This window comes from Vibrio chagasii (genome assembly GCF_002954585.1).
In the GTDB taxonomy this organism is placed as follows: Bacteria; Pseudomonadota; Gammaproteobacteria; order Enterobacterales; family Vibrionaceae; genus Vibrio; species Vibrio chagasii_A.
Genome location: NZ_MSCI01000002.1, coordinates 2,339,655 through 2,361,737, shown reverse-complemented (window position 1 = coordinate 2,361,737; position 22,083 = coordinate 2,339,655). Strand labels below are relative to the sequence as shown.

Sequence of the window (22,083 nt, the reverse complement as noted above, 5' to 3'; positions counted from 1 at the left end):
AGTGGCCTGTAGGCCTTTGGCAGGAGTAAGAAAACACCTTATCGATGAATTAATCAAACTCGTTTCCCGTCAAAAGCGTTAAAAACAGATAACCTCACGTCATTAACGTCAAAATAGGACACTTTGGTGGTTTTTTGTTCGTGATTGTTAGGGTGATGTGACTCGCAACTAGTTGAGTGTTGAACATTAAGTGTAAGTGGTTACTTACATTGGGTCTTTTTAAAGATGGCGGTTGTTTCTAATTTAATCTAATTGTAGATCTTGGTCACTTACTAATTTTACGTTAAATTTTCCGAGAAAATTAAATCTGCCGTTCTGTTGTGACTCGCTTCTCAAACTGCAACAAATAGTCAGGCTACGGTTAGAATCGGTGGAGAATAGAGCGAAAATTGGTAGCTGATGCCGATACTCATTACGTCGAAATTGCGTGATATTTCCCTTGTTTAAAGCTGTAAAAGAAGTGGATGTGAACGGCTGTAATTGTGCTTTTTACGACTCTTATAGGTACAAAAAAGCCCACGCAAGGTGGGCTAATAAAGTGATGTTAGTTCAGGGCTAACTGGTCAGTAATTTCTGTAGTTTGTCTCTGAGCATCTCAATGTGCGTTCTCTCTGGTGTCTGTTCTTTACAGTGTTCGAGAATGAACTCGATAGAGCTTAGAACAGTTCGCCAGCGAGGTGTTTTAGGCAGCGTTTCTACACGTAGGTATTTGTCTAACGTTCGCGTTTGTAGTGTGCTTCTGTCTAGATAAACGCGCCACAAGCCACTCTTCTCTGCGAACGCAAACTTGGTTTCTCCGGTAACCGATTCCCAGTAGAGTATAGCGTTGGTCATCGCGTCGACTAATACCTCACGCATTAACTCTTGTTTGTTTTTACCTTCTCCAGTCGCTTTATCTGCCAGTCGAGTAAACTCACCACCGAGTTCTTTCAATTGTTGCAGTTTGTCCTTATCACCTTCAAAAGCATAGCTAGAAAGCGCTTCAACAGCCGTCTCAAGGTTATTAATACGGTTTGAGTTTACGCCACCGCCAACATTGAAGATGTACATGGTGTCTAGCCCAGAGCCTTCAGGTAACTTGAGGATGTCACTCGGTATGCGCTGACGAGTGTCATCTATATAGATGTCGATATCGCCACAGTAGTGCGCTTGCTCCACCTTAAGGTATTTAGGCGCGATGATTTCATCGGCCATTGAGCGCTTAAGTTGCTCTTGGCCACGTCTAAATAACTTGGCTGCGGCTTCGTTGGCAAAGCGAATACGTTGGTCATCACGAATGCAGATGATGGCCTCTGGCGCGGATTCCAGCTGCTCGAGTAAACGGCCTTGAGTTTCTAGCAAGTTAGCTTCAACCATAGCTCTGTGCTTGAGTTCGAGTTGTAGTTGGTCGTTCTCAAGGCGTCTCTGCTCAGCTTTACTTGCTGAGAGATGCGCTGTGATTCGAGCTGCTAGTTCTTGTTTGTTGAATGGCTTAGACAAATAGTCATTAGCGCCAGCTTCGAAGCCGCGTACACGGTCTTCTGCTTGGTTGAGGGCGGTCAGCATTATGATTGGTAATTGCGCATGGTCATATTGCTTACGCAGTGTTTCACACACTTGATAGCCGCTCATGCCCGGCATCATGATGTCTAGCAGCAGTAGCTCTGGCTTCTCTTTTTCAATCAACTCGATGGTTTCAGGGCCATCGCAGGCTGTACGTACTCGATAACCCTCTAGTTTCAAGAAACTGTCTAGTACACGTAGGTTAACGGGTTCATCATCCGCGATAACCAGAAGTGGGCCATCAGGGTTCTCATTGATGACGCTGTTTTCCTGCTGCGTGTTATCAATTAAATCAGGCGCTTTGAAGTGCGAGTAGCTACCTGATTCATTGTAGTTTTTAAGCTCTTCTTCTGTCGCTAAAGGCAGAGTGAAGCTGAAAGTAGTACCTAGCATTGGTTGGCTACTTACGTACAGCGAACCACCCATTAACTCAATTAACTGGCGACTGATCGATAAGCCAAGACCTGCACCTTGGCGGTAGTTACTGGCATCTTGGCCTGCTTGAATTAGAGGTTCGAAGATATGTTCAAGGTACTCTGCTGGTATGCCTTGACCTGTATCGACCACTTGCACACGAATGTTGTCGTCGATGACACTCGCAGAGATAACGATTTTACCTTCTGATGTGTACTTGATGGCGTTGCCGACCAAGTTATACATCACCTGCTCAAGGCGCTGAGGATCGGATGACACTAGCCCTAAATCACTCGGCACTTGGTTAATAATACGAATCGGTTTATTGCCCAACAGGTGGTGAGATAGCTCGAGCACCAAGCTAGTGGCTGCAGATAGATCAACAGCAGATTTTTTAATATCCAAACTGCCGTAACGCATCTTGTGATAATCAAGCAGGTCATCAACCAAGGTTGCTAGTCGCTGACCACTGTTGATGATGATATCCAGCTGATATTTCTGGTTAGCCGGAATAGGGCCATTCGCACCTGATATCAATGCTTCAGCAATACCAACCATACCGTGCAGAGGTGTTCTCAACTCGTGTGAAGTGGTTGCCAAGAATTCATCTTTGAGTTTGTTGGCTAGCTGTAACTCATCATTTTGTTTCTGGATGGTCTTAAGGTTGTCCTCAAGTTCATCATTTTGACTCTTGATTAGCTGCATCTTGTCACGAATCGAGCGCTGCATTCGCTCAAAGCTGACAGCCAAGCGACCAATTTCGTCTTTGCGCTCAGTATTGATCATGGTTTCATCAAGATCGCCAGCAGAGACTTTCTCAGCTGCCCATGTCAGTTTAAGCAGCGGTGAGGTGATGAAGTTTGATAAATAGTGCGATGCAACCACCACCAAAATGATGGCCGTGAGCATCACGATAACGAAGATCTTTTCAAGCTGGTGAATACGTGCGAAGGCTTCTTTTTCTGGAAGCTCAACGATCAAAGCCCAAGTGGCGTACTTGAGTTCAATAGGTGTATAAGCTGCGATGATGGCTTGATTCTGGGTGTTATCGAATGTGCCAACAGCGGTTTCGCCTGCCAGTGCTTTGTCCACCACATCTAGACTTAGATTGATAGATTCTTGCGAGTGAGCAAGGCTACGAGGTAAGTGGTCACTACCAACGAGCAGAGTTTGAATGTTGGAGCTCTTGTTTAGATCTGCAATCAGCTTAGTGATGCCGTTGATTGGCAGTCTGAACATCGCGTAACTGTGTAAATAGCCTTGCTGCACAATAGGTGCACCTAGCCATGCAGTTTGTTTACCGTTCTCATCCTTAAAGTCAGAGACAATAACTGGCGTGTAATCTTCGTTGGATTTACGTCGGTCAGTGACGTCTTTGGCTAGTCGCTTGAAGGTAATACCTAGGTTTGAGTCCTTGTATTTACCGGTTAGCAAGTTAGTGCCGTAATCGTCATTCTTAAAGACGGAGTAAGCCACGTTACCGTTGATATCAACCAATAAAATGTCGTCAAAATCAGAGCGTTTAAGCAGCTCTAGATACGCGTTATGGTAGCGCTTATGCAGTAAGCGATAACGCTCACTACCAATATAGCTGCTCGACTCTGGAAGAATAGATGTTTTGATCTGATCACCAGAACCTTGGATATAACGTTGCTGAGCATTGCTACGAGCTTCGTCAATATCCAAACCCAAACGCTGGAAAGCATTGATCAAACCATAGAAGCGTCCGCCACTGGCATTGGCGAGTTCTGAGCGAACAAAGCCCATCACTTGGGATTCTTGAGCCTGTAGGTAGTCGACAATCTGTTGTTGCTTAGTATCACGAACAGAAACAAGGTGCGAAGTGCTTTGTTCCTGAAGATCCTGACTGTGCGATTGGAGGAAAAATATCGCGATAAGTGTCACTGGAGTAATACTAAGGACAAGAAATGCCAGCATTAGGGTGTTTTGAAGGCGCTTAAACTTCTGCTTACGATAAAATCTAAACATAAATTGGGTACTACTTTCCTTTGATGTACTGCTAAAGGGGCGAAAACAAGTACAGAGAATAGAATTAAATGATTTCCAATTTAACGAAATTAACGAGTTTTTTTACTTTGACAAGTAAGTGGTATTTAAAGCGTGTGCAAAAGCTCACTTTTATAGACTTTTGATAAAAATATGAACAGACAGCGCAGATAATGACCCTGCGCTGTGCTAGAGAGGCTACTTGTTTGCGTGGTAGATCGCGAATTTAGTGGTCTTATTTAGAGTCGCGCATTTTCCAAATGCTTGCTCAATAATCGGGATGTATTTTAAAAAGCTGTTGGCAACGATGATCAGCTCACCAGAACGGTTTAAATACTGTGGAGCCTGTGCCAGAAGGGTTTCTGTTGCACTGTAGCTCGTATCCAAGCCTGAGTGGAATGGTGGGTTGCTGATAATGAATTGATAGTCTTGCGCTGTATCTGAGTAGACGTCAGAAGCGAAAACTTTGCCCGTTAAGCCGTTCGCTTCCAGTGTTGCTTGGCTAGACGCCACTGCAAATGCACTGATGTCACACATCTCAAGTTCAATACCAGGGTTGCGAGAGGCCATCACTGCACCGAGTACACCGGCACCGCAACCGAAGTCCAGCACTTTCCCCTTTAACGTTGGCAAAGTATCGAGCAGAAGTTGGCTACCGACATCGAATTCACCATGGCTAAAGACACCTGGCAGACTTTTTACGGTAAGTGATTGCTCACCAATGTTCACCGAGTAAGTTTTAAACCAGTCTTGTAGGTTAAAAGCGGCTGGCTGTTCAAAGCATTGACCCCAGTAGAAAGAGCAACGACGCGCTGAATCGTATTTTGCGACCTTACCGTAAGCGGCAAACATTTTCTCGATGCTTTTCACACCAGAGCGGTTCTCACCAACCACAACAATCTCAGTATCTTTGCCTAGTTTGGCAAACAGCATCGCCAGCAAAAACTCAGCTTCAGCTTTTGCTTTTGGCCAGTACAGCATCACTAAGTCAGCTTTGGTCTCTTCGGTAAACTCAGCACCGTAAAAACGTTGAATAGCGCTGTAGCCTTCAAGCTGACGGTAGTAGCTGTAGTTTGAAGTAAATACAGTGACTGATTCACAGTGTTTTGCTAACTCAACAGGGAATAAGTCTTCAGCCTCACCGGCAACTAAAACATGTTTGCCTTCAAAGTAGGCAAGTTGGCGCTCAGCAATCTGGCTTGGGGCAATATAAGCTGACATAGGACACTCTATTGAATTGTTAGCAAAAAATGAGGGCGGATTTTCGCATAATCCGCCCAAAGCTTGAAGTGTTTAATACTCGTTCGGCAAGTAAGTGATTGAAGAGCGGTTTAACTCTTGTCTTGCTGATTTAAAAAGTCCTTAAACTCTTCATCGTAGATGTTAAATAGAACAATGGTAATCGCAAAAATCAGCGGGCCGTAGATAAGACCAATTAGTCCGAATAGTTGGATACCACCCAGTAGCGAGAAGAAAATCATCAGGGTGTTCATACCCGCACTGCCTTGCATTAACAGCGGTCGTAGTAGGTTATCTATCGAACCAACAATTGCCACGCAGTAAACCGTTAAGAAGATAGCCCAAGTCGTGTCACCGGTTAAGAACAAGTAAGCCGCCGCTGGGATCCAGATTAGCGCAGTACCGACCACCGGGATGAAAGAGGCAAAGCCCATCATGGTGCCCCAGAACAGTCCTGGGAAGCCAGCAATCCACATACCGAAACCACCAGCTATACCTTGTGCGATTGCAGTTAGGAATGATCCCATCACTGCTGACTTCGATACTTGCTCAATCTCAGCGAGAAGTTTGTCTTCTTGGCTGCGAGACAGAGGAAGAATGTGGCGAACCACACTGATGATTTTGTCATGATCTCTTAACAGGAAGAACAGAACGAACAGCATCAAGAAGAAGTCCATCAAGAAGTTGGTCGCATCACCAAGGATCTTCGCACTAATGCCGACAAGCTTAGAGCCAAAGCTTGTCGCGAACTCACCAACTTTCTGTGCGATAGCTTTCGGTTCAATGTTATCGAAAGGCAGGTAGTTATTAATGAAAGATAACGCTTTAACCACGATAGGGTGCTCAAACAGGGTTTGAATACCGCCATGTGTGACCCATTGATAGGTATTTTGAGAAAATAGAGAGCCTTGCTGCACGATCGCTGCAAATACCGCCAGTAAAGGGATAACAATAATAAAGGTTAAGATCACACAAGATAGCAATGAGACGAGGTTTGCTTTGTTCGGGATCTTCTTTTCAAGCCACTCATGGATCGGAAACATTAACAGTGAAATGATGAAGGCCATCACGATTGAGTTAACGTATGGTTCTATAAGTAGGTAACAAGCATAAGCCGCGGCGAGCAGCGCAATGATGATTACCCAGTGACTGGAATTGATTTTAATTTTTTCTGACACGGTAATGGTCTCTATATTTGCGTTCTGAGTTTATAATGGCTGCAAAACAGAGAGTTAGCAATGAGGAGTTTTGATAATGGGATGCTGTAATAAAGATAAGAAATGCCAAGATGAAGAGCAGCAAACGAAAAAAGAGATCCCTTGGTTCAGAATGTTCCTTGGTACGCTGATGCTGTTGGTTTTCTTGTTCTGGGAACGTTAAGCGCTTTGCCGACATAGGTCGACGGATGTGATAGAGGGAGTTCCCCTTGCAAGCTTAGTGCTATCCATTAAAAAGGGCTGCGTTAATGCAGCCCTAAATTCAATCAGTTAGCGACTTATTCGCGCTTTTGATTATTTGCTTTCTGCAGCAATAATAGCAAGAGAACGGTCAGCGGCTTCTAGTGTTGCTTCAATCTCTTTTGAACCGTGAGCAAGAGATGTGAAGCTTGCTTCGAATGCAGAAGGTGCAAGGTATACACCGTGATCTAGCATTAGGTGGAAGAAGCGCTTGAAGCGTTCTACATCACACTTAGTTACATCTTCGTAGCACGTTACTGCTTCTTGCTCAGTGAAGAAGAAACCAAACATGCCACCAACTTGGTGAACTAGCATTGGAATACCGTGCTTGTCAGCAAGTTGCTTGAAGCCATTCGCTAGCTGCTTAGTTTTCGATGCTAGACGCTTCTCGTTGCCTTCTTCACGTAGAAGGTTCAGACATGCATAGCCCGCGGCCATTGCTACTGGGTTACCTGAAAGAGTACCCGCTTGGTAAACTGGGCCCGTTGGTGCGATGTATTGCATCACGTCTTTACGACCACCAAAAGCACCCACTGGCATACCGCCACCGATAACTTTACCAAGACACGTTAGGTCTGGCTTGATGTTGTAGTAAGCCTGCGCACAGCCTTCAGCAACACGGAAACCTGTCATCACTTCATCAAAGATAAGTAGCGCGCCTTCTTGGTCACAGATCTCACGTAGACCTTCGTGGAAACCTTCTACTGGTGGGATACAGTTCATGTTGCCTGCTACAGGTTCAACGATGATACAAGCGATCTCACCTTTGTTTGCTTCAAACAGCTCACGTACCGAGTCTAGGTTGTTGAATGTCGCCGTTAGTGTGTGCTTAGCGAAGTCTGCTGGTACGCCTGGAGAGCTTGGCTGACCTAGAGTCAGAGCGCCAGAACCTGCTTTTACAAGTAGGCTGTCTGCGTGGCCATGGTAGCAGCCTTCAAACTTAAGAATTTTGTCACGACCAGTAAAGCCACGAGCAAGGCGAATCGCGCTCATGGTTGCTTCAGTACCTGAGCTAACCATACGTAGCTGTTCCATTGAAGGAACCATCTCAGACACAAGCTCTGCCATTTTGATTTCAGTTTCAGTTGGAGCACCGAAGCTAAGACCACGTTGAGCTGCTTCAATTACAGCATCACGGATAACAGCGTGGTTGTGACCAAGGATCATTGGACCCCAAGAGCCAACGTAGTCGATATATGCTTTACCATCAGCATCAAAAATAAGTGGGCCATCAGCGCGTTCAACGAAGATTGGAGAACCACCTACGCCATTGAATGCACGAACTGGAGAGTTTACGCCACCAGGAATAGTTTGCTGTGCTTTTTCGTACAGCTCTGCTGATTTGGTCATTGATATATCCTCTTTTGACTGTCGGACCAATTGGCAGGCATTGTACCTATCCATAATCCAACTAGGAATGGTTTAGCTGATATAATCGCCCGAATCTGATTATTTTGTGTGGTTGCACATTCATTTTGTTTTTATTTGATGAGTTTTTAGCAGGAAAAACGGCGATCAGGTGGTGAATACTTGAACGTTTCAGTCAGGTATTGGATAATCAGCAGAATATAAGAAAACACTCAACAACTATGGTCTCGAATTAGATTTGTATCATGTTGTTTTTGACACAGGTAAGAGAGGTTGTCGTGAGCGAAGCAAATATCCCATTGTCTTTTTCTGATGCAGCAGCTACCCGCGTACAAACGCTGATTGCTGAAGAAGAAAACCCAGAGCTAAAACTGCGTGTATACATTACAGGTGGTGGTTGTAGTGGTTTCCAATACGGCTTCACATTCGATGAAAAAGTAAATGATGGCGACACTACTATCGTAAACAGCGGTGTAACGCTGGTTGTCGATCCAATGAGCCTACAATACCTAATGGGTGGCGTGGTTGATTACACTGAAGGCCTAGAAGGCGCCCGTTTCTTTGTTAACAACCCTAATGCAACAACTACATGTGGTTGTGGTGCATCATTCAGCGTATAGGCCGAGATTAACGTCGCTTAATTCAAAGCCATATTCGAAACACCTTAAACGCCGGACTTATGTTCGGCGTTTTTGTTTTTTATCCCCTTCATTTTTACTTTCCTTTAGTACACGGCATATTTTTTAAACTGTCGATAACGTCCTCAACTTTATTTCTCCTGTCCTGTTAATATTACTTATTTTTATCAGTGCATCTCTTGTGACGCTGTTGCGTCAATTAATGCACCTAATGCGCCAGAAAAGGATTTGCTATGTCCACTCTATTTTCTAACTCGTCACTTTTTCAGAAACTTAAGCAGCCGTGGTTGGTCTCTCTGACTTTGGTCATACTGCTTTCTATCTGGCTGGGTTTAGGTGTGGGACAAGCCGAAGAGTCGCCTGAGCGAAAAGCGACAGAGATTCCATTAGCCAAGGTTTCCTACCAAACATTTACCTCATCACCCACCTTTAAGACCATTGATTTATACGGTCGAACAGCGCCAGATCGACATGCGCGATTAGGCGCAGAAGTTGCAGGTAAGGTCGTTAGGTTGAACGTTGCCAAGGGTGATACTGTAAAAGCAGGCCAAGCCATTGCTCAGATCGATAAAGGCGACTTGGAAATACAGTTAGAACGAGCATCGGCTCTGTATCGCCTAAAGCAGAAAGAATTTAAAGCGGCGCAATCACTGAAGAAAAGAGGGCTGCAAGGGGAAATTGCTTACACCACTGCAGAGGCCTCTTTAACAGAAGCGAAGGCTATGATGCGCAATGCGGATTTGGCTTTAAAGAATACTGTGATTACTTCACCTTTCTCGGGTGTGGTTCAAGATTTAATGGTCGAGCTCGGTGATTTTGTTGGTGTTGGCGATCCCGTTGCTAGCGTGATTGACCTCGATCCTCTGGTGATTGAGGCGGATGTCACTGAGCGTCATATTCAGCATCTGTTAGTTAATCAAGAAGCATTGGTTCGTCTACTTGGCAGAGATGAAGTGGAAGGGCGATTGCGTTATGTGTCTCGAATCTCTTCAGCTTCTACTAATACCTTCCCAATCGAAATTGAAATCGATAACTCTGATGGCTTACTGCCCGCCGGTGTCAGTGCTGAAGTAAAACTCAATCTAGAAACAAGAGATGCTATCAAGGTGACTCCTGCGATGTTGGCATTAGACGAAGCGGGTAACCTAGGAGTTAAAACTCTGGTGTCAGTTGATGATGCGCCAAGCGTTAAGTTTGTTGGCATACAGCTAGTGAAGGCTGAGCAAGATGGAGTTTGGCTCACCGGGTTGGGACAAAAGGTTGACATTATTACCGTTGGACAAGGCTTTGTTCGTGATGGTGATTCGGTGATTGCGGTTGAGCAAGGTGCTGAACTGTCAAATCTAGCGGCTGAGTAGGAGATAACTGATGTATTCAATTATTGATGCAGCTTTGTCTCGTGCTCGCACCATGCTTTCTCTGTTGGCGCTTATTCTGGTTGCAGGTGTGGTTACCTATCTCACGATACCTAAGGAGTCGAGCCCAGATATTACTATCCCGATTATTTACGTTTCTGTTGGGCATCAAGGGATCTCGCCCACCGATGCCGAGCGCTTGTTGGTTCGACCTATAGAACAAGAGCTTAGATCCATTGAAGGCGTAAAAGAGATGAATTCAACCGCCGCAGAAGGGCATGTTTCTGTGGTGTTGGAGTTTAATGTCGGAGTTGACCTTAACAAAGCGATGGCCGATGTGCGTGACGCCGTTGATCTTGCTAAGCCAAAACTGCCAGAAGACAGTGATGAGCCGACGGTTAATGAGGTGACGCTCGCCTCTGAGCAACCTGTTCTGTCTGTGGTGTTATTCGGCACCGTTCCTGAACGTACTATTGTACAAATTGCCCGAGAGCTAGGAGATAAATTAGAGAGCTATCGCCAAATACTAGAGGTCGATATTGCAGGTGATCGAGAAGACATCGTTGAAATCATCGTAGATCCTCTGCTTATGGAAAGTTACAGCCTAGACCAAGCGGATATCTATAACCTGATTGCATTGAATAATCGAGTGGTTGCCGCCGGTTTTGTTGATACGGGTTATGGCCGTTTCTCAGTCAAAGTGCCTTCGGTGTTTAACTCTTTAAAAGATGTACTTGAGTTACCGATCAAAGTTGATGGTAAACAGGTCGTTACTTTTGGTGATGTGGCGACGGTACGCCGAGCGTTTCGAGATCCGGAGAGCTTTGCGCGTTTAGATGGGAAATCTGCGGTGGTCTTGGATATCAAGAAGCGAGCGGGTGAGAACATCATTGAAACCGTAGAGCTGGTGAAAGCGGTAATGGCTGGGGCTCAGCAGCAAGCTGAGTGGCCAAACAATCTGTTGGTTAAATACACTTGGGATGAATCGAAAGATGTGAAGATCATGCTCAATGATCTGCAAAACAACATCTTATCCGCCATCATTCTGGTGGTGATCGTAATCATCGCGATTCTTGGCGTACGTACTGCTTTGTTAGTCGGCATCTCAATTCCTGGCTCATTCCTCACCGGATTATTGGTTCTCTCAGTATTTGGGTTAACCGTTAACATTGTAGTGCTGTTCTCTTTGATTATGGCGGTCGGAATGCTGGTGGACGGCGCGATTGTGGTGACTGAATTCGCAGATAGACGGATGCAAGAGGGAGAAGGGCGTAAAGATGCCTATCGAGATGCAGCCAAGCGGATGGCGTGGCCAATCACCGCCTCGACGGCAACGACTTTAGCTGCCTTTGCTCCGCTGTTGTTCTGGCCTGACGTGACGGGCGAATTTATGAAGTTCTTACCGCTAACTCTGATCGCGACTTTAACGGCTTCATTGATTATGGCGCTGTTATTTGTGCCCGTTTTAGGTGGCTTGATTGGTAAACCTCAGTACGTTTCGCCTCAGAATCAAGCTCGAATGGTCGCTCTGCATAACGGCGACTTTTCTCAAGCGACAGGCTTAACTAAGGTGTATTACCACACACTTTCTTTAGCGATTAAGCATCCGTTTAAAATTCTCTTTAGCGCGATATTGCTTGCGGTTGCAGTCGGCTTTACTTACTCAAAAGCAGGCTTAGGTGCCGAGTTTTTCCCAGAGGTCGATCCGCCATTCTTTAACGTTAAAGTGCGCTCTCATGGTGATCTCTCTATTCAAGAAAAAGATGACATTATGCGTGATATTGAACAAGTAATGCTGAATCATGAAGAGTTCGATACGGTTTATACGAGAACGGGAGGTGACGACCAGATTGGTTTGATCTCGATTACGCCGGTCGACTGGCAATATCGCCGCAGTGTGAAAACGATCATTGAAGAGTTAAAGCAACAAACCGACCAGTACGCTGGCGTTGAGATCGAATATAAGTTCCCAGACGCAGGGCCTCCAGTTGAAAATGACTTGGTGATCGAGCTCTCAGCTAAAACACCAGAGCAGCTCAATCAGGCAGCAAAGATCGTGAGAAGTTGGGCGGATGGAAATCAAACACTAACCAATATCAGCGATACAGCAAGTAAAGATGGTATCGATTGGAAGGTGGATATCCGCCGTGACGATGCCGCGCGTTTTGCCGCTGATGCTACCTTGGTGGGTAATACCGTTCAATTCGTGACTAATGGATTAAAGATCGGTGATTATCTTCCTGATGACTCAGCAGAAGAAGTCGATATCTTGGTGCGTTATCCGAATGATAAAAGGGATATCGGACGTTTCGACCAGCTAAGAGTCAAAACGCCAGCTGGTTTGGTTCCGATAACTAATTTTGCTCAGATCATTCCAGACCACAAGCAAGACACCATCAAACGTCTTGATGGCAAGCGAGTCGTTAATATTATGGCAGATATGGAAGAAGGGTATAACCTTGCTCTCGAGCTACCAAAGATCGAGCAGGCGTTAAGTGAACTAGGGCTACCAGATAGCGTAGACTTTCGCATTCGCGGTCAAAATGAAGAGCAAGAGAACTCGTCAGCCTTTTTACAAACTGCATTCTTAGTAGCACTAGCGGTGATGGCTTTGATTCTTATCACTCAGTTCAACAGCTTCTATCAAGCCTTCTTAATTCTAAGTGCTGTCTTGTTCTCTACGGTTGGCGTATTCGTTGGGTTGCTTATCTTCCAGCGTCCGTTTGGTATTGTGATGTCTGGTATTGGTGTGATTGCGTTAGCTGGAATTGTGGTGAATAACAATATTGTGCTGATCGATACCTATAACCAGTTGGTTAAAAGAGGCTTAGATAAGCGAGATGCAATTCTAAGAACCGGTGTGCAACGTTTAAGGCCAGTAATGCTGACTACCGTCACAACCATTTTAGGATTGATGCCGATGGTGTTAGAGATGAACATCGATCTGATTAATCAAAAGATAGAATTCGGTGCGCCGAGTACGCAGTGGTGGTCACAGCTTGCGACCGCGATAGCTGGTGGTTTGGCGTTTGCCACGGTGCTGACCTTGGTGCTGACTCCTTGCTTGTTGATGCTAGGGCGAAACAATAAACCCGAAAAACACTAGATGGGAGTGTTACGCGAACATAAAAAAAGAGCGCCTTGACGGGCGCTCTTTTCATTTTTCTATTTTTCTGTGAAGCTACAAGCTACAAGCTACAAGCTACAAGCTACAGGTCTTGAATTTTCTAGTTAGTCGCTAGTAACTGACCGTATCGCTCAAGGTTTTTCAATCGAATCTCTGAGTTTGCAATAAAGGTTGCTTTTGCCTTACCCGTTAAGGATTTAGATTGAGGTAACTTCACAGTACGCGCATTCTTGTGAACGCCATTAACTAAGAACTCGTAGTGCAAGTGTGGACCAGTTACACGGCCTGTACCGCCCAGAGTACCAATAGTTTGACCTTGCTTGACTCGTTGCCCTGTTTTTACCAAGCGCTTCTTCATGTGCAGGTACTTAGTGATGTAAGTATTGCTGTGTCGGATGAACACGTAGTTACCGTTGAACTGGTTGTAGCCAGACTTCTGCACGATACCATCACCTGCTGCCCAGATAGGTGTACCAACAGGTGCTGCGTAGTCGGTGCCGCGATGAGGGCGTACTTTGCCGGTAACTGGGTGCTTACGACGAGGGTTGAAGTTCGAGGTTACACGACGAAAATCAATAGGAGAGCGCAGGAATGCTTTCTTCATTGCTCGGCCGTTTTCGTCGTAGTAGTTACCGCTCTTGTCGTCTAATACCGCAGTAAATGAATCGCCTTGGTTGGTAAAAATGGCTGCCATGATTTTGCCACGGCCAATCACTTCGCCTTCAACCACTTTCTCTTGATATAAGATTTTAAAGCTGTCGTTCTTACGAATATCCAATGCAAAGTCGATATCCCAACCAAAGATACCCGCAAGCTCCATAATTTGGTTGGCAGTTAGGCCTGCACTGACACCAGCATTCCAGAAGTTAGAGGTAATATTGGCTTCGGCGTAGTTGTATTGATAAGCAACTTCTTTTTTATCAAAACTTGAGGTGAATGAATCACCAGATTTGGTGATTTTGAAGCTTTCAAACGCGCTAAGTTGCCGTTTGAGCTGAATAAGGTCGTTGTTTTCATCGAATCCAAACTGCAGTACATCACCAGGTCTTAGGTTAGAGAGCTGTTTTTTAATGTCTTTATTGGTATTGAGAAGGTTGAGTAACAAACGGTATGAGAGACCAATACGTTCAAATAAAACAGAAGTGCTTTCGCCAGAGCGAACTGTGTATTTTTCCCAGTTAAGGACAGCGGTTGGTGGTGTGTCATTCGAGCTTACTAGCGCGGAAGCATCGATGCTCAAAGGGTAGTGTTTACCAACGACAAGTGCGCCCGTATCGTCGCGCAAGCTGTTGACGTCGGGAAGTAAGAAAATCGCTATGAAAATTATCGCACTAAAAAATGCGATAAAGGCCCGGTGCAATATAGGAAGGCGTGCAAAAATAGACAACATGTTCCGGTTCGTTCTGTAAATATGATGAAAATCGGCGACGGAATAGTGTAACTGGTTTCAAAATACATCGCTATTCAAGTAAGATGTCTAACTATTATATTTTTGCCAAATCTGTGGGAGTGAACAAGAATGGCGAGTATTGAAGCTGCACTAGCCGAGATCAAACGTGGCGTAGAAGAACTTATTCCAGAAGACGAGCTGATTGCTAAATTAAAAGAAGGTCGTCCTTTACGCATTAAACTGGGTGCCGATCCAACGGCTCCAGATATCCACCTAGGCCATACGGTTATCTTTAACAAGCTTCGTGCTTTCCAAGAGCTTGGTCATGAAGTGACATTCCTGATTGGTGATTTCACTGCAATGGTTGGTGACCCATCAGGTAAAAACTCAACGCGTCCACCACTAAGCCGTGAAGACGTATTGAAGAATGCTGAAACTTACAAAGAGCAAGTATTCAAAATTCTAGATCCTGCGAAAACACAAATTCGCTTCAACTCTGAGTGGCTATCTGACCTTGGCGCAGAAGGCATGATTCGTCTTGCTTCTAACCAAACTGTTGCTCGTATGCTTGAGCGTGATGACTTCAAAAAGCGTTACGCTGGTGGTCAACCTATCGCTATTCACGAATTTATGTACCCACTTCTACAAGGTCACGACTCAGTTGCACTAGAGAGCGACGTTGAGCTTGGCGGTACTGACCAGAAGTTCAACCTTCTAATGGGTCGTGAACTGCAAAAAGCGGCAGGTCAAAAACCACAAGCGGTACTGATGATGCCACTACTTGTTGGTCTAGACGGCGTTAAGAAGATGTCTAAGTCAGCACACAACTACATCGGTATCAGCGAAGCACCAAGCGAGATGTTTGGTAAGATCATGTCTATCTCTGATGACCTAATGTGGAGCTACTACGAGCTTCTGTCTTTCCGTCCGCTTGAAGAAGTGGCTGAGTTGAAAGCTGGCGTTGAAGCGGGTAAAAACCCACGTGACGTTAAAGTACTTCTGGCTAAAGAGATCATTGCTCGTTTCCACAGTGAAGCTGATGCTGATGCAGCAGAGCAAGAGTTCGTTAACCGCTTTGCTAAAAACCAAGTGCCAGATGATATGCCTGAATTCGAATTCGAAGCAGGCCTACCAATCGCTAACGTTCTAAAAGAAGCGGGTCTAGTAAACTCGACTTCTGATGCGATGCGTATGATCAAGCAGGGTGCTGCTAAGATCGAAGGCGAGAAAGTTGAAGATAACAAACTGGTACCTGAAGCGGGTACTGCAGTTTACCAAGTTGGTAAGCGTAAGTTTGCTCGTATTACTATCAAGTAATAACGCACATCAATGATTGAATAAAAGGCATCTACGGATGCCTTTTTTATTGACACAAAGTTGACGAAGAACTTTTTACAGGATTGCTACACTATGCGCGCTGTCGAGCTGACAGTAATTTTGGAGATTTTTATGAACAATACCGACCATCCTCCTAGTTTGAATGGAGAAGAATAACCTGTCTCGGTATTGATCTATTGTCCTGCCGTTCAGGTAGGGTATCTTTGTTTTCCCCTCATTCTTTTCCACACACTAGATTCTAACAAGTAGACACATCAGTGCTTTAAGCTCCTGGTGCGCTTAGCTATATATGCTTGAGCTATAGGATTTAAGCTCTTAGTGTGCAAAGCTTTATGTTCTTGAAGTACTCGCTGAAGGCTACTTGTTTTGATGGTCGTTACCTTTGCCAATCGGGAGATTCGCCATGACGGTAATGAACAACACTTTTTTATCTATTGAAGCTCTGTACTCAGAGCAAGACGTTCAAGCTGTATCGAATGCATTTCAGCAATATGGCCGTGAACAGCAGGTCAGGCTTTTGAATTGTATGCCGCTTGAAGACGCAGTACTTGTATTAGGGCAATGCTCTCTAAGTACGATTCAAGCTCTACTTAGTGAGTTAGAGGAGCAAGGCTTTGAAAAGCGCGCGCGACATCTAGCTCACCAACTAGGGTTAATCTATTCAGAGGTTGAACCCCAACAAGGTTACCTTTCTACTGGTGTATTGAGCCATGTTAGACAGCGTATTGGTTGGATTATTTCGCTGGCACTGCTAGGTATCGTTTCTGGGCTTATTATCGCTCAGTACGAAGACATCCTAAGCCAATTGGTGCTTCTGGCTATTTACATGCCAGTCATCGCCGCGGCTGGTGGTAACACGGGAACCCAAGCCGCGACTCTGGTAATTAGAGCCTTAGCTACTGGTGAGTTGAAGAAACGCCAGTGGGCCAATGTTCTGTGGAAAGAGTTTAGAGTGGCTATTTGTTTAGCACTAGCGATTGCAGCTGTAATGATTGGACGTATCTTGCTGTTCAGTGAAAACCAATCCACTGGTGGTTATGACATTAATATGATTGCCTTAGCTATTGCTGTTGCCTTGTTTATTCAGGTAACAATATCGACGGTTCTTGGTGGTGGGTTGCCTATTGTAGCTCGTTTGTTCAAGTTGGACCCAGCGGTGTTGGTGAGCCCGGTATTAGCGTCAATAGTAGACATCTCAGGGATGTGGATCTATTTCACCGTCGTAAATGCGTTTTTAGGCATTGCCTAGCGCCTATTAAATAGTAACAGTACTTCGAAAATAAAAATGGCGCTGAAGATTTAAGATCTTCAGCGCCATTTTTTATTGCGTCATAAACCGCTTACAACAAACGATTCGTCATTTGGACTGGCTCTGTGTTTGACTGTATTCAACCACATCTTTATAAAAAGCACGTTCAAACTGCGTAATCGGTGCTTCCACTGGTTTATCTGGATCTTGTTCTTCAGGGAAGTAGTCGCGAACAAATTGTACGAACAGAGAGCTTGGCTTTCCTGACTTATCTAAACCATATCCCGCCATATTGTAAGTTCCGTACAAAGAACCACTCTTAGCTGTGATGCTGCCCTGAATCGGTGCCTTCCTCATGCTTTGTCGGTACTTCAGCGTTCCATTTATACCTGATGTTGGCATGGCTTCGATCAGGTTGAGCTGTGAATCGTTTTCCCAGATATAACGAAGCACTTTAGCCATGGTCTGCGATCTCATTCGGTTGTTTCTCGATAAACCAGAACCATCAACGAGCTGCGCTTTGTTGAGGTCGATATTCGCTTTGGTCAGTAGTATCTGTTTTATTGCTTCAGTACCGTTATTGAAACTGCCAGGCTGCACATAAAACCTTGCTCCTAAGGTTTTGGTGAGATTGTCTGCGATCAGGTTATCTGATTTTTTTAGCATGGTATCGAGCAGCTCTGGAAGTTTAGCTGAGTGATGACTAGCTATTAATGTCGTTTTGTTTGTGCCTTCTTTGGCTCCAATGATCACATCCCCCTTAACTTTTATTTTCAGCTCTTTAAGTAGTGAGTTCACCACTTGAGAGGTGTAAAGCTCAGGATTTTGAATGGCGAACTTTAGTGGTAATGGCTTTTTACGTTCCACTAAGCAACCAGAGAGCGTGTACGAGTTATCTGGCGTGGTGATGAGCTCTAAGTCGCACTGGGTGGCTTTTTGCCCAGTGCGCGTAACAGTGACTGCATTGGTTGTCACGTTTATTGGATAATGAGCTGGAATATAGACGCGAGTTCTGCCGTTATCCTTTGTATAAATAGAGGCTTGGGCACAGTTGCTGTCTAAGGTCATCGCACTTGAAGGCGCGCTGTAACAAACGCCTAGAATGTCCCAAGGCCAACCAACCGCTCGTTGATAGCCGGTATAAGTGGTGTTATCCAGGTATAAGTTGCCTTTGATGATTCTGGATTGAGACTTAGCGTACTGAGCTAACAGGCTTTTTAGCTGCTCACGTTGTAGTGTTGGGTCGCCGCTAAATGAAATGATTGAATCATTGCCAGAACGAACAATGCTGGTGGTGTAATGAAAGTTGTCTCCTAGCTCTAATTTAGCCGCTAAAGCCGTCACCAGTTTTAACGTACTGGCTGGTGGATAAAAGTCATCGCTATTGGAATTAAGCTCGCTCGAATCATCGCTTAACGATTGGAGGATCAAACTCGTACTACTACCATCGGGCAGTGTTTCTAGAGGGGCGTATGCGAAAGCGTTAATAGAGAAAGCGCTAATGGAAAAACTACATAGCAGTAGTGGTGATAGAAGGCGCATAGAAGATTCTCTTGGATGGCTGATGTTTTCAGTATACAGATATAAAAAACGCCCGCTAGAGAGCGGGCGTTTTGATTCTTAATTAACTAATCAATCAGATAATCAGAATTAGAAGTCGTAACGTAGACCTAGAGCTAGCTCGTCTTCAGCATCAGCTTTAGATGCAGTACCAGTAACTAGCTTAGTTGTATCACCAAACTTGTCGCCTTCAGAGATTAGGTTGAAGTTGTACGAAATGTACGTACGGAAGTTAGGCTTGAAGTAGTAAGTTGCATCGATAGCAACGTTATCAGCAGCTGTCTCGTTGTCGAACTCAGCGTTGTTGTACGTTAGCGTGAATGCAGTCTTGTCTAGTGTGTATGCTGTTGCGAATTCGTAACCAGTGTAATCACCGTTCTTCTTCGCTAGCTCACCGTCTGTGAAAGTACCTGCAAAGTATAGAGACTCAATGCGGTAAGATGCAGCAAGCATGTACTCGTTTTGCTCGTCTTGGTCAGCGTAACCTGCACCTAGCTTAACACCAGAGTCGCCGATTGCGTAGATACCAGATAGAGAGTAACCATCTGCGTTGTTGTCTGTGTAACCGCCATCAACTGAATCTGTACGGTCTGCGAAGCGGTAGCTTGCTTTTACTGCTAGGTCTTGGAATTGACCTTTGTAAGAAAGCATGTTGTCAGTGCGGTCTGCTGCAGCAATTTTGTATGCTGCTGAGTTACCGTGGTAAGACATGATATCCGTGAAGTCAGTGATTACGCCTAGCGCGCCGTCGTTTTTACCGTAAGTTACTTCACCGAAGTTACCGCCGATACCAGCGTACGTGTAACGGTTGTCTAAGCTGTCAGTTGTACCAACTTTTTCGCCGTTACCATCATAAATATCGGCAGGGTTAGAAACGAATTCACCTTCGTAGAAACCAACACCGTATAGGCCGTCTTGGATTTCGACTTTACCCAAGAAGTTAAGACGTACACGTGTTTTGTCTTCAGCTTTGCCATCTTTTAGAGATAGACGAGCTTCCGCACGACCGCCGATCTCTAGAGAAGTGCCGTTAGAGCTGTATACAGAAGTACCGTCGATACCACTAGCTTGTTTACCGTCCGCTGCTACTGCGTTAGTAGCAAGAGCTGCAGCAGATACAGCAAGCGCGATCATAGTCTTGTTCATGTTATTATTTCCTAATTACTGTCCATAGAAGTTTTATTAAGGATTTGAACCCTTTTGTGTATTGCCCGTATTAATCAGGCTTCATAACCATGATTAGAACAGAAGTCTGAAAAATGCCAGTGCAATCCATGGGTTACTTTTTACCTCTAAAGTTCCATTGCCAGTTAGTAAAATGATATAAAACTAAAAAATGAACACTGTTTTATTATATTTGTTGTTATTTAAGTTTTTGTTTTATAGTGACTTTTACAAAAGTGTGATCTGTGTTTATTTTGTTTGTTTTTTGTTTTTTTAGATGTTTGTTTTTCAGGTTATTGATGGGGAGGTTATTATTCATTTTTGTGATGGCAGTAATTTAGACCTAGATACAGCTTTTAAAACGCAAAGTGGAATAAAGATGATTTAGCCATAAAGTTTGTTTACACTAAGCCAAATCGTTTTGTTTCTACTACCCAATAAAATACGTTGGGTGTATTTATGTTGGCCAAAGAAAGCTTTGGCATAGAGGTAAAAAATGGAAAAGGTTCCAATGACAGTACGTGGCGCTCAGCAGCTACGTGACGAATTAGATCGCCTACTTAAGCTACGCCCTGTTATCTCAGCAGCTATTGGTGAAGCACGTGAACTAGGTGATTTAAAAGAGAATGCTGAATACCACGCAGCTCGTGAAGAGCAGGGTATCTGTGAAGCTCAAATCCGCGACATTGAATACAAACTTTCAGTGGCTCAGATCATCGATGTAACCCAGATGGAAAATACGGGCAAGATTATCTTTGGTACAACAGTCACTCTGATTGATGTTGATACAGATGAAGAGTACCGTTACCAAATCGTTTCTGAAGACGAAGCTGATATCAAAACTGGCCGTATCTCAGTGAAGTCACCAATTGCTCGCGGTCTTATCGGTAAGATGGAAGGCGACGAAGTGATGATTTCGACTCCTGGCGGTGATAAAGATTACGAAATTGACAAAGTAGAATATATCTAATTGAATTTTCTTTGTTTCTGATAAGTAAAAAGGTCGCTAAATGCGACCTTTTTCGTTTCTCACGCTACACTTAAAGATAAGCGCACTGGTTATCCCTTTGTGAAGCTAGCTTGTTATAAGGCTAACTTACTTACGTGGAATCTCGATTTTACGTGCTTCTGATTGACGGAATAGTACTAGAACCTTACCGATAGTCTGTACTTTCTCAGCTTTAGTTTCACGTACAATTGCATCGATAATTAGCTGCTTAGTTTCACGGTCTTCTGATGCAACTTTAATTTTGATCAGTTCGTGGTGGTCTAGAGCTAATTCGATTTCCGCTAGAACAGCTTCAGTAAGTCCATTTGCGCCCATTAGCACTACAGGTTTTAAACTGTGAGCTAGGCCCTTTAGATGCTGCTTTTGTTTGGTACTTAGGTTCATTACGCGGCCAATTTTCTTTACTATTAGGGTTGAAAACCCCTATTTTAACGCCATCTAATGCTGAAGACTATAATTTATTCGGCAATTAGTACTTTCCTCCACTTTAGGTATCCAATGAGCAAACAGAAACACTCGGCCAGTTCAGGCCGTTGGTTGAAGGAACACTTCGACGACAAGTACGCAAACGAAGCAAGAAAGAAAGGCTATCGCTCACGTGCTTATTTCAAAATGGAAGAGATTCAAACGAAAGATAAATTGCTGTCTCCAGGGATGACCGTTGTGGATTTAGGTGCAGCGCCTGGTGGTTGGTCTCAATATGCTGCTAAGATTGTTGGAGACAATGGACAAATCATTGCCTGTGACTTGTTACCAATGGATCCGATCGCTGGCGTCAGCTTCTTACAAGGCGATTTTCGCGAAGACGCTGTTCTTGAAGCCTTATTGGAACGTATACAACCAAACATGGTTGATGTCGTGATGTCAGATATGGCACCTAATATAGCGGGCAACAACTCTGTAGATCAGCCTAGAGCTATGTATTTAGTTGAATTAGCTTTGGATATGTGTCGACAAGTTCTAGCTACCGATGGTAGTTTTATTGTAAAAGTATTCCAAGGCGAAGGGTTTGATCAATACGTTAAAGACGTCCGTGAGATGTTTCAAACGGTGAAAGTCAGAAAACCCGACTCTTCTCGAGCTCGTTCTCGTGAAGTGTTTATCGTAGCCACTGGTTACAAAGGTTAACGATTCTCTTCCAAGAGTGAGAGTTAACAATATGGCTACAGGTTACAAACTGTAGTACCCTACCTTTAATTACAATTAGTTATCGAGAGGCTGACACC

At 44.5% G+C, this 22,083-nt stretch carries 16 protein-coding genes; 8 read left to right on the top strand and 8 right to left on the bottom strand.

Going from position 1 to position 22,083, the window contains the following annotated elements:
* Positions 1–555: 555 nt before the first annotated feature.
* From BTO10_RS18975 to BTO10_RS18965, 3 genes are all read right to left on the bottom strand, one after another.
* Positions 556–3,945: a response regulator gene (locus BTO10_RS18975; protein ID WP_105025502.1), complete on the bottom strand. Its 3,390-nt coding sequence runs from the start codon at positions 3,943–3,945 to the stop codon at positions 556–558.
* 216 nt (positions 3,946–4,161) lie between these two features.
* Positions 4,162–5,184, bottom strand: coding sequence for a 16S rRNA (guanine(1207)-N(2))-methyltransferase RsmC (gene rsmC, locus BTO10_RS18970; RefSeq protein ID WP_105025501.1), 1,023 nt, complete (start codon positions 5,182–5,184; stop codon positions 4,162–4,164).
* Between the two features lie 110 nt (positions 5,185–5,294).
* Complete coding sequence (locus tag BTO10_RS18965) at positions 5,295–6,380, bottom strand: AI-2E family transporter (protein WP_004738227.1); 1,086 nt, start codon at positions 6,378–6,380, stop codon at positions 5,295–5,297.
* Positions 6,381–6,456: 76 nt separating this feature from the next.
* Between BTO10_RS18965 and BTO10_RS23815 the strand changes: the two genes are divergently transcribed.
* Positions 6,457–6,582, top strand: a complete 126-nt coding sequence (locus BTO10_RS23815) for a hypothetical protein (protein ID WP_004734537.1) — start codon at positions 6,457–6,459, stop codon at positions 6,580–6,582.
* A gap of 131 nt (positions 6,583–6,713) precedes the next feature.
* On the opposite strand, the gene hemL is transcribed toward BTO10_RS23815, so the two are convergent.
* Positions 6,714–8,009 carry a glutamate-1-semialdehyde 2,1-aminomutase gene (hemL, locus tag BTO10_RS18960; RefSeq protein ID WP_004738229.1) on the bottom strand — a complete coding sequence of 432 codons (1,296 nt, stop codon included), beginning with the start codon at positions 8,007–8,009 and terminating at the stop codon, positions 6,714–6,716.
* A 296-nt stretch (positions 8,010–8,305) separates the two neighbouring features.
* On the opposite strand from hemL, the gene erpA reads away from it, so the two are divergent.
* From erpA to BTO10_RS18945, 3 genes are all read left to right on the top strand, one after another.
* The gene (gene erpA, locus BTO10_RS18955) at positions 8,306–8,647 is read left to right on the top strand and encodes an iron-sulfur cluster insertion protein ErpA (protein WP_004738231.1); all 342 of its coding nucleotides are present in this window, start codon (positions 8,306–8,308) and stop codon (positions 8,645–8,647) included.
* Between the two features lie 251 nt (positions 8,648–8,898).
* On the top strand, positions 8,899–10,023 hold the full coding sequence (locus BTO10_RS18950) for an efflux RND transporter periplasmic adaptor subunit (protein WP_105025500.1): 1,125 nt from the start codon (positions 8,899–8,901) through the stop codon (positions 10,021–10,023).
* A gap of 10 nt (positions 10,024–10,033) precedes the next feature.
* On the top strand, positions 10,034–13,126 hold the full coding sequence (locus BTO10_RS18945) for an efflux RND transporter permease subunit (protein WP_105025499.1): 3,093 nt from the start codon (positions 10,034–10,036) through the stop codon (positions 13,124–13,126).
* Positions 13,127–13,247: 121 nt separating this feature from the next.
* On the opposite strand, the gene BTO10_RS18940 is transcribed toward BTO10_RS18945, so the two are convergent.
* Positions 13,248–14,537 (bottom strand): peptidoglycan DD-metalloendopeptidase family protein, encoded by a 1,290-nt coding sequence (locus BTO10_RS18940; RefSeq protein WP_004738239.1) that lies wholly within the window; start codon positions 14,535–14,537, stop codon positions 13,248–13,250.
* Between the two features lie 129 nt (positions 14,538–14,666).
* Between BTO10_RS18940 and tyrS the strand changes: the two genes are divergently transcribed.
* A complete protein-coding gene (gene tyrS / locus BTO10_RS18935; RefSeq protein WP_004738241.1) occupies positions 14,667–15,854 on the top strand; it encodes a tyrosine--tRNA ligase in 1,188 nt (395 codons plus the stop codon).
* A 424-nt stretch (positions 15,855–16,278) separates the two neighbouring features.
* Positions 16,279–17,124 carry a magnesium transporter gene (locus tag BTO10_RS18930; RefSeq protein ID WP_105025498.1) on the top strand — a complete coding sequence of 282 codons (846 nt, stop codon included), beginning with the start codon at positions 16,279–16,281 and terminating at the stop codon, positions 17,122–17,124.
* 108 nt (positions 17,125–17,232) lie between these two features.
* On the opposite strand, the gene dacB is transcribed toward BTO10_RS18930, so the two are convergent.
* Together dacB and BTO10_RS18920 are read right to left on the bottom strand one after the other, a co-directional pair.
* Positions 17,233–18,666, bottom strand: coding sequence for a serine-type D-Ala-D-Ala carboxypeptidase (gene dacB, locus BTO10_RS18925; protein WP_105025497.1), 1,434 nt, complete (start codon positions 18,664–18,666; stop codon positions 17,233–17,235).
* A 108-nt stretch (positions 18,667–18,774) separates the two neighbouring features.
* A complete protein-coding gene (locus BTO10_RS18920) occupies positions 18,775–19,830 on the bottom strand; it encodes a porin (RefSeq protein WP_105025496.1) in 1,056 nt (351 codons plus the stop codon).
* 514 nt (positions 19,831–20,344) lie between these two features.
* Between BTO10_RS18920 and greA the strand changes: the two genes are divergently transcribed.
* A complete protein-coding gene (gene greA, locus BTO10_RS18915) occupies positions 20,345–20,818 on the top strand; it encodes a transcription elongation factor GreA (RefSeq protein WP_004738250.1) in 474 nt (157 codons plus the stop codon).
* 126 nt (positions 20,819–20,944) lie between these two features.
* On the opposite strand, the gene yhbY is transcribed toward greA, so the two are convergent.
* Positions 20,945–21,241 carry a ribosome assembly RNA-binding protein YhbY gene (yhbY, locus tag BTO10_RS18910; RefSeq protein ID WP_004738252.1) on the bottom strand — a complete coding sequence of 99 codons (297 nt, stop codon included), beginning with the start codon at positions 21,239–21,241 and terminating at the stop codon, positions 20,945–20,947.
* Positions 21,242–21,355: 114 nt separating this feature from the next.
* Here yhbY and rlmE point away from each other — a divergent pair, with 114 nt between their 5' ends.
* Complete coding sequence (gene rlmE, locus BTO10_RS18905; RefSeq protein ID WP_105025495.1) at positions 21,356–21,985, top strand: 23S rRNA (uridine(2552)-2'-O)-methyltransferase RlmE; 630 nt, start codon at positions 21,356–21,358, stop codon at positions 21,983–21,985.
* Positions 21,986–22,083 lie beyond the last annotated feature (98 nt).

Bases quoted from the DNA above. Each gene is read 5' to 3' on its own strand.
- BTO10_RS18975 (WP_105025502.1), bottom strand. From the start codon at position 3,945: ATGTTTAGATTTTATCGTAAGCAGAAGTTTAAGCGCCTTCAAAACACC.
- tyrS (WP_004738241.1), top strand. From the start codon at position 14,667: ATGGCGAGTATTGAAGCTGCACTAGCCGAGATCAAACGTGGCGTAGAA.
- dacB (WP_105025497.1), bottom strand. From the start codon at position 18,666: ATGCGCCTTCTATCACCACTACTGCTATGTAGTTTTTCCATTAGCGCT.
- greA (WP_004738250.1), top strand. From the start codon at position 20,345: ATGGAAAAGGTTCCAATGACAGTACGTGGCGCTCAGCAGCTACGTGAC.
- BTO10_RS18945 (WP_105025499.1), top strand. From the start codon at position 10,034: ATGTATTCAATTATTGATGCAGCTTTGTCTCGTGCTCGCACCATGCTT.
- BTO10_RS18920 (WP_105025496.1), bottom strand. From the start codon at position 19,830: ATGAACAAGACTATGATCGCGCTTGCTGTATCTGCTGCAGCTCTTGCT.
- rsmC (WP_105025501.1), bottom strand. From the start codon at position 5,184: ATGTCAGCTTATATTGCCCCAAGCCAGATTGCTGAGCGCCAACTTGCC.
- rlmE (WP_105025495.1), top strand. From the start codon at position 21,356: ATGAGCAAACAGAAACACTCGGCCAGTTCAGGCCGTTGGTTGAAGGAA.
- BTO10_RS18950 (WP_105025500.1), top strand. From the start codon at position 8,899: ATGTCCACTCTATTTTCTAACTCGTCACTTTTTCAGAAACTTAAGCAG.
- BTO10_RS23815 (WP_004734537.1), top strand. From the start codon at position 6,457: ATGGGATGCTGTAATAAAGATAAGAAATGCCAAGATGAAGAGCAGCAA.
- BTO10_RS18930 (WP_105025498.1), top strand. From the start codon at position 16,279: ATGACGGTAATGAACAACACTTTTTTATCTATTGAAGCTCTGTACTCA.
- yhbY (WP_004738252.1), bottom strand. From the start codon at position 21,241: ATGAACCTAAGTACCAAACAAAAGCAGCATCTAAAGGGCCTAGCTCAC.
- BTO10_RS18940 (WP_004738239.1), bottom strand. From the start codon at position 14,537: ATGTTGTCTATTTTTGCACGCCTTCCTATATTGCACCGGGCCTTTATC.
- hemL (WP_004738229.1), bottom strand. From the start codon at position 8,009: ATGACCAAATCAGCAGAGCTGTACGAAAAAGCACAGCAAACTATTCCT.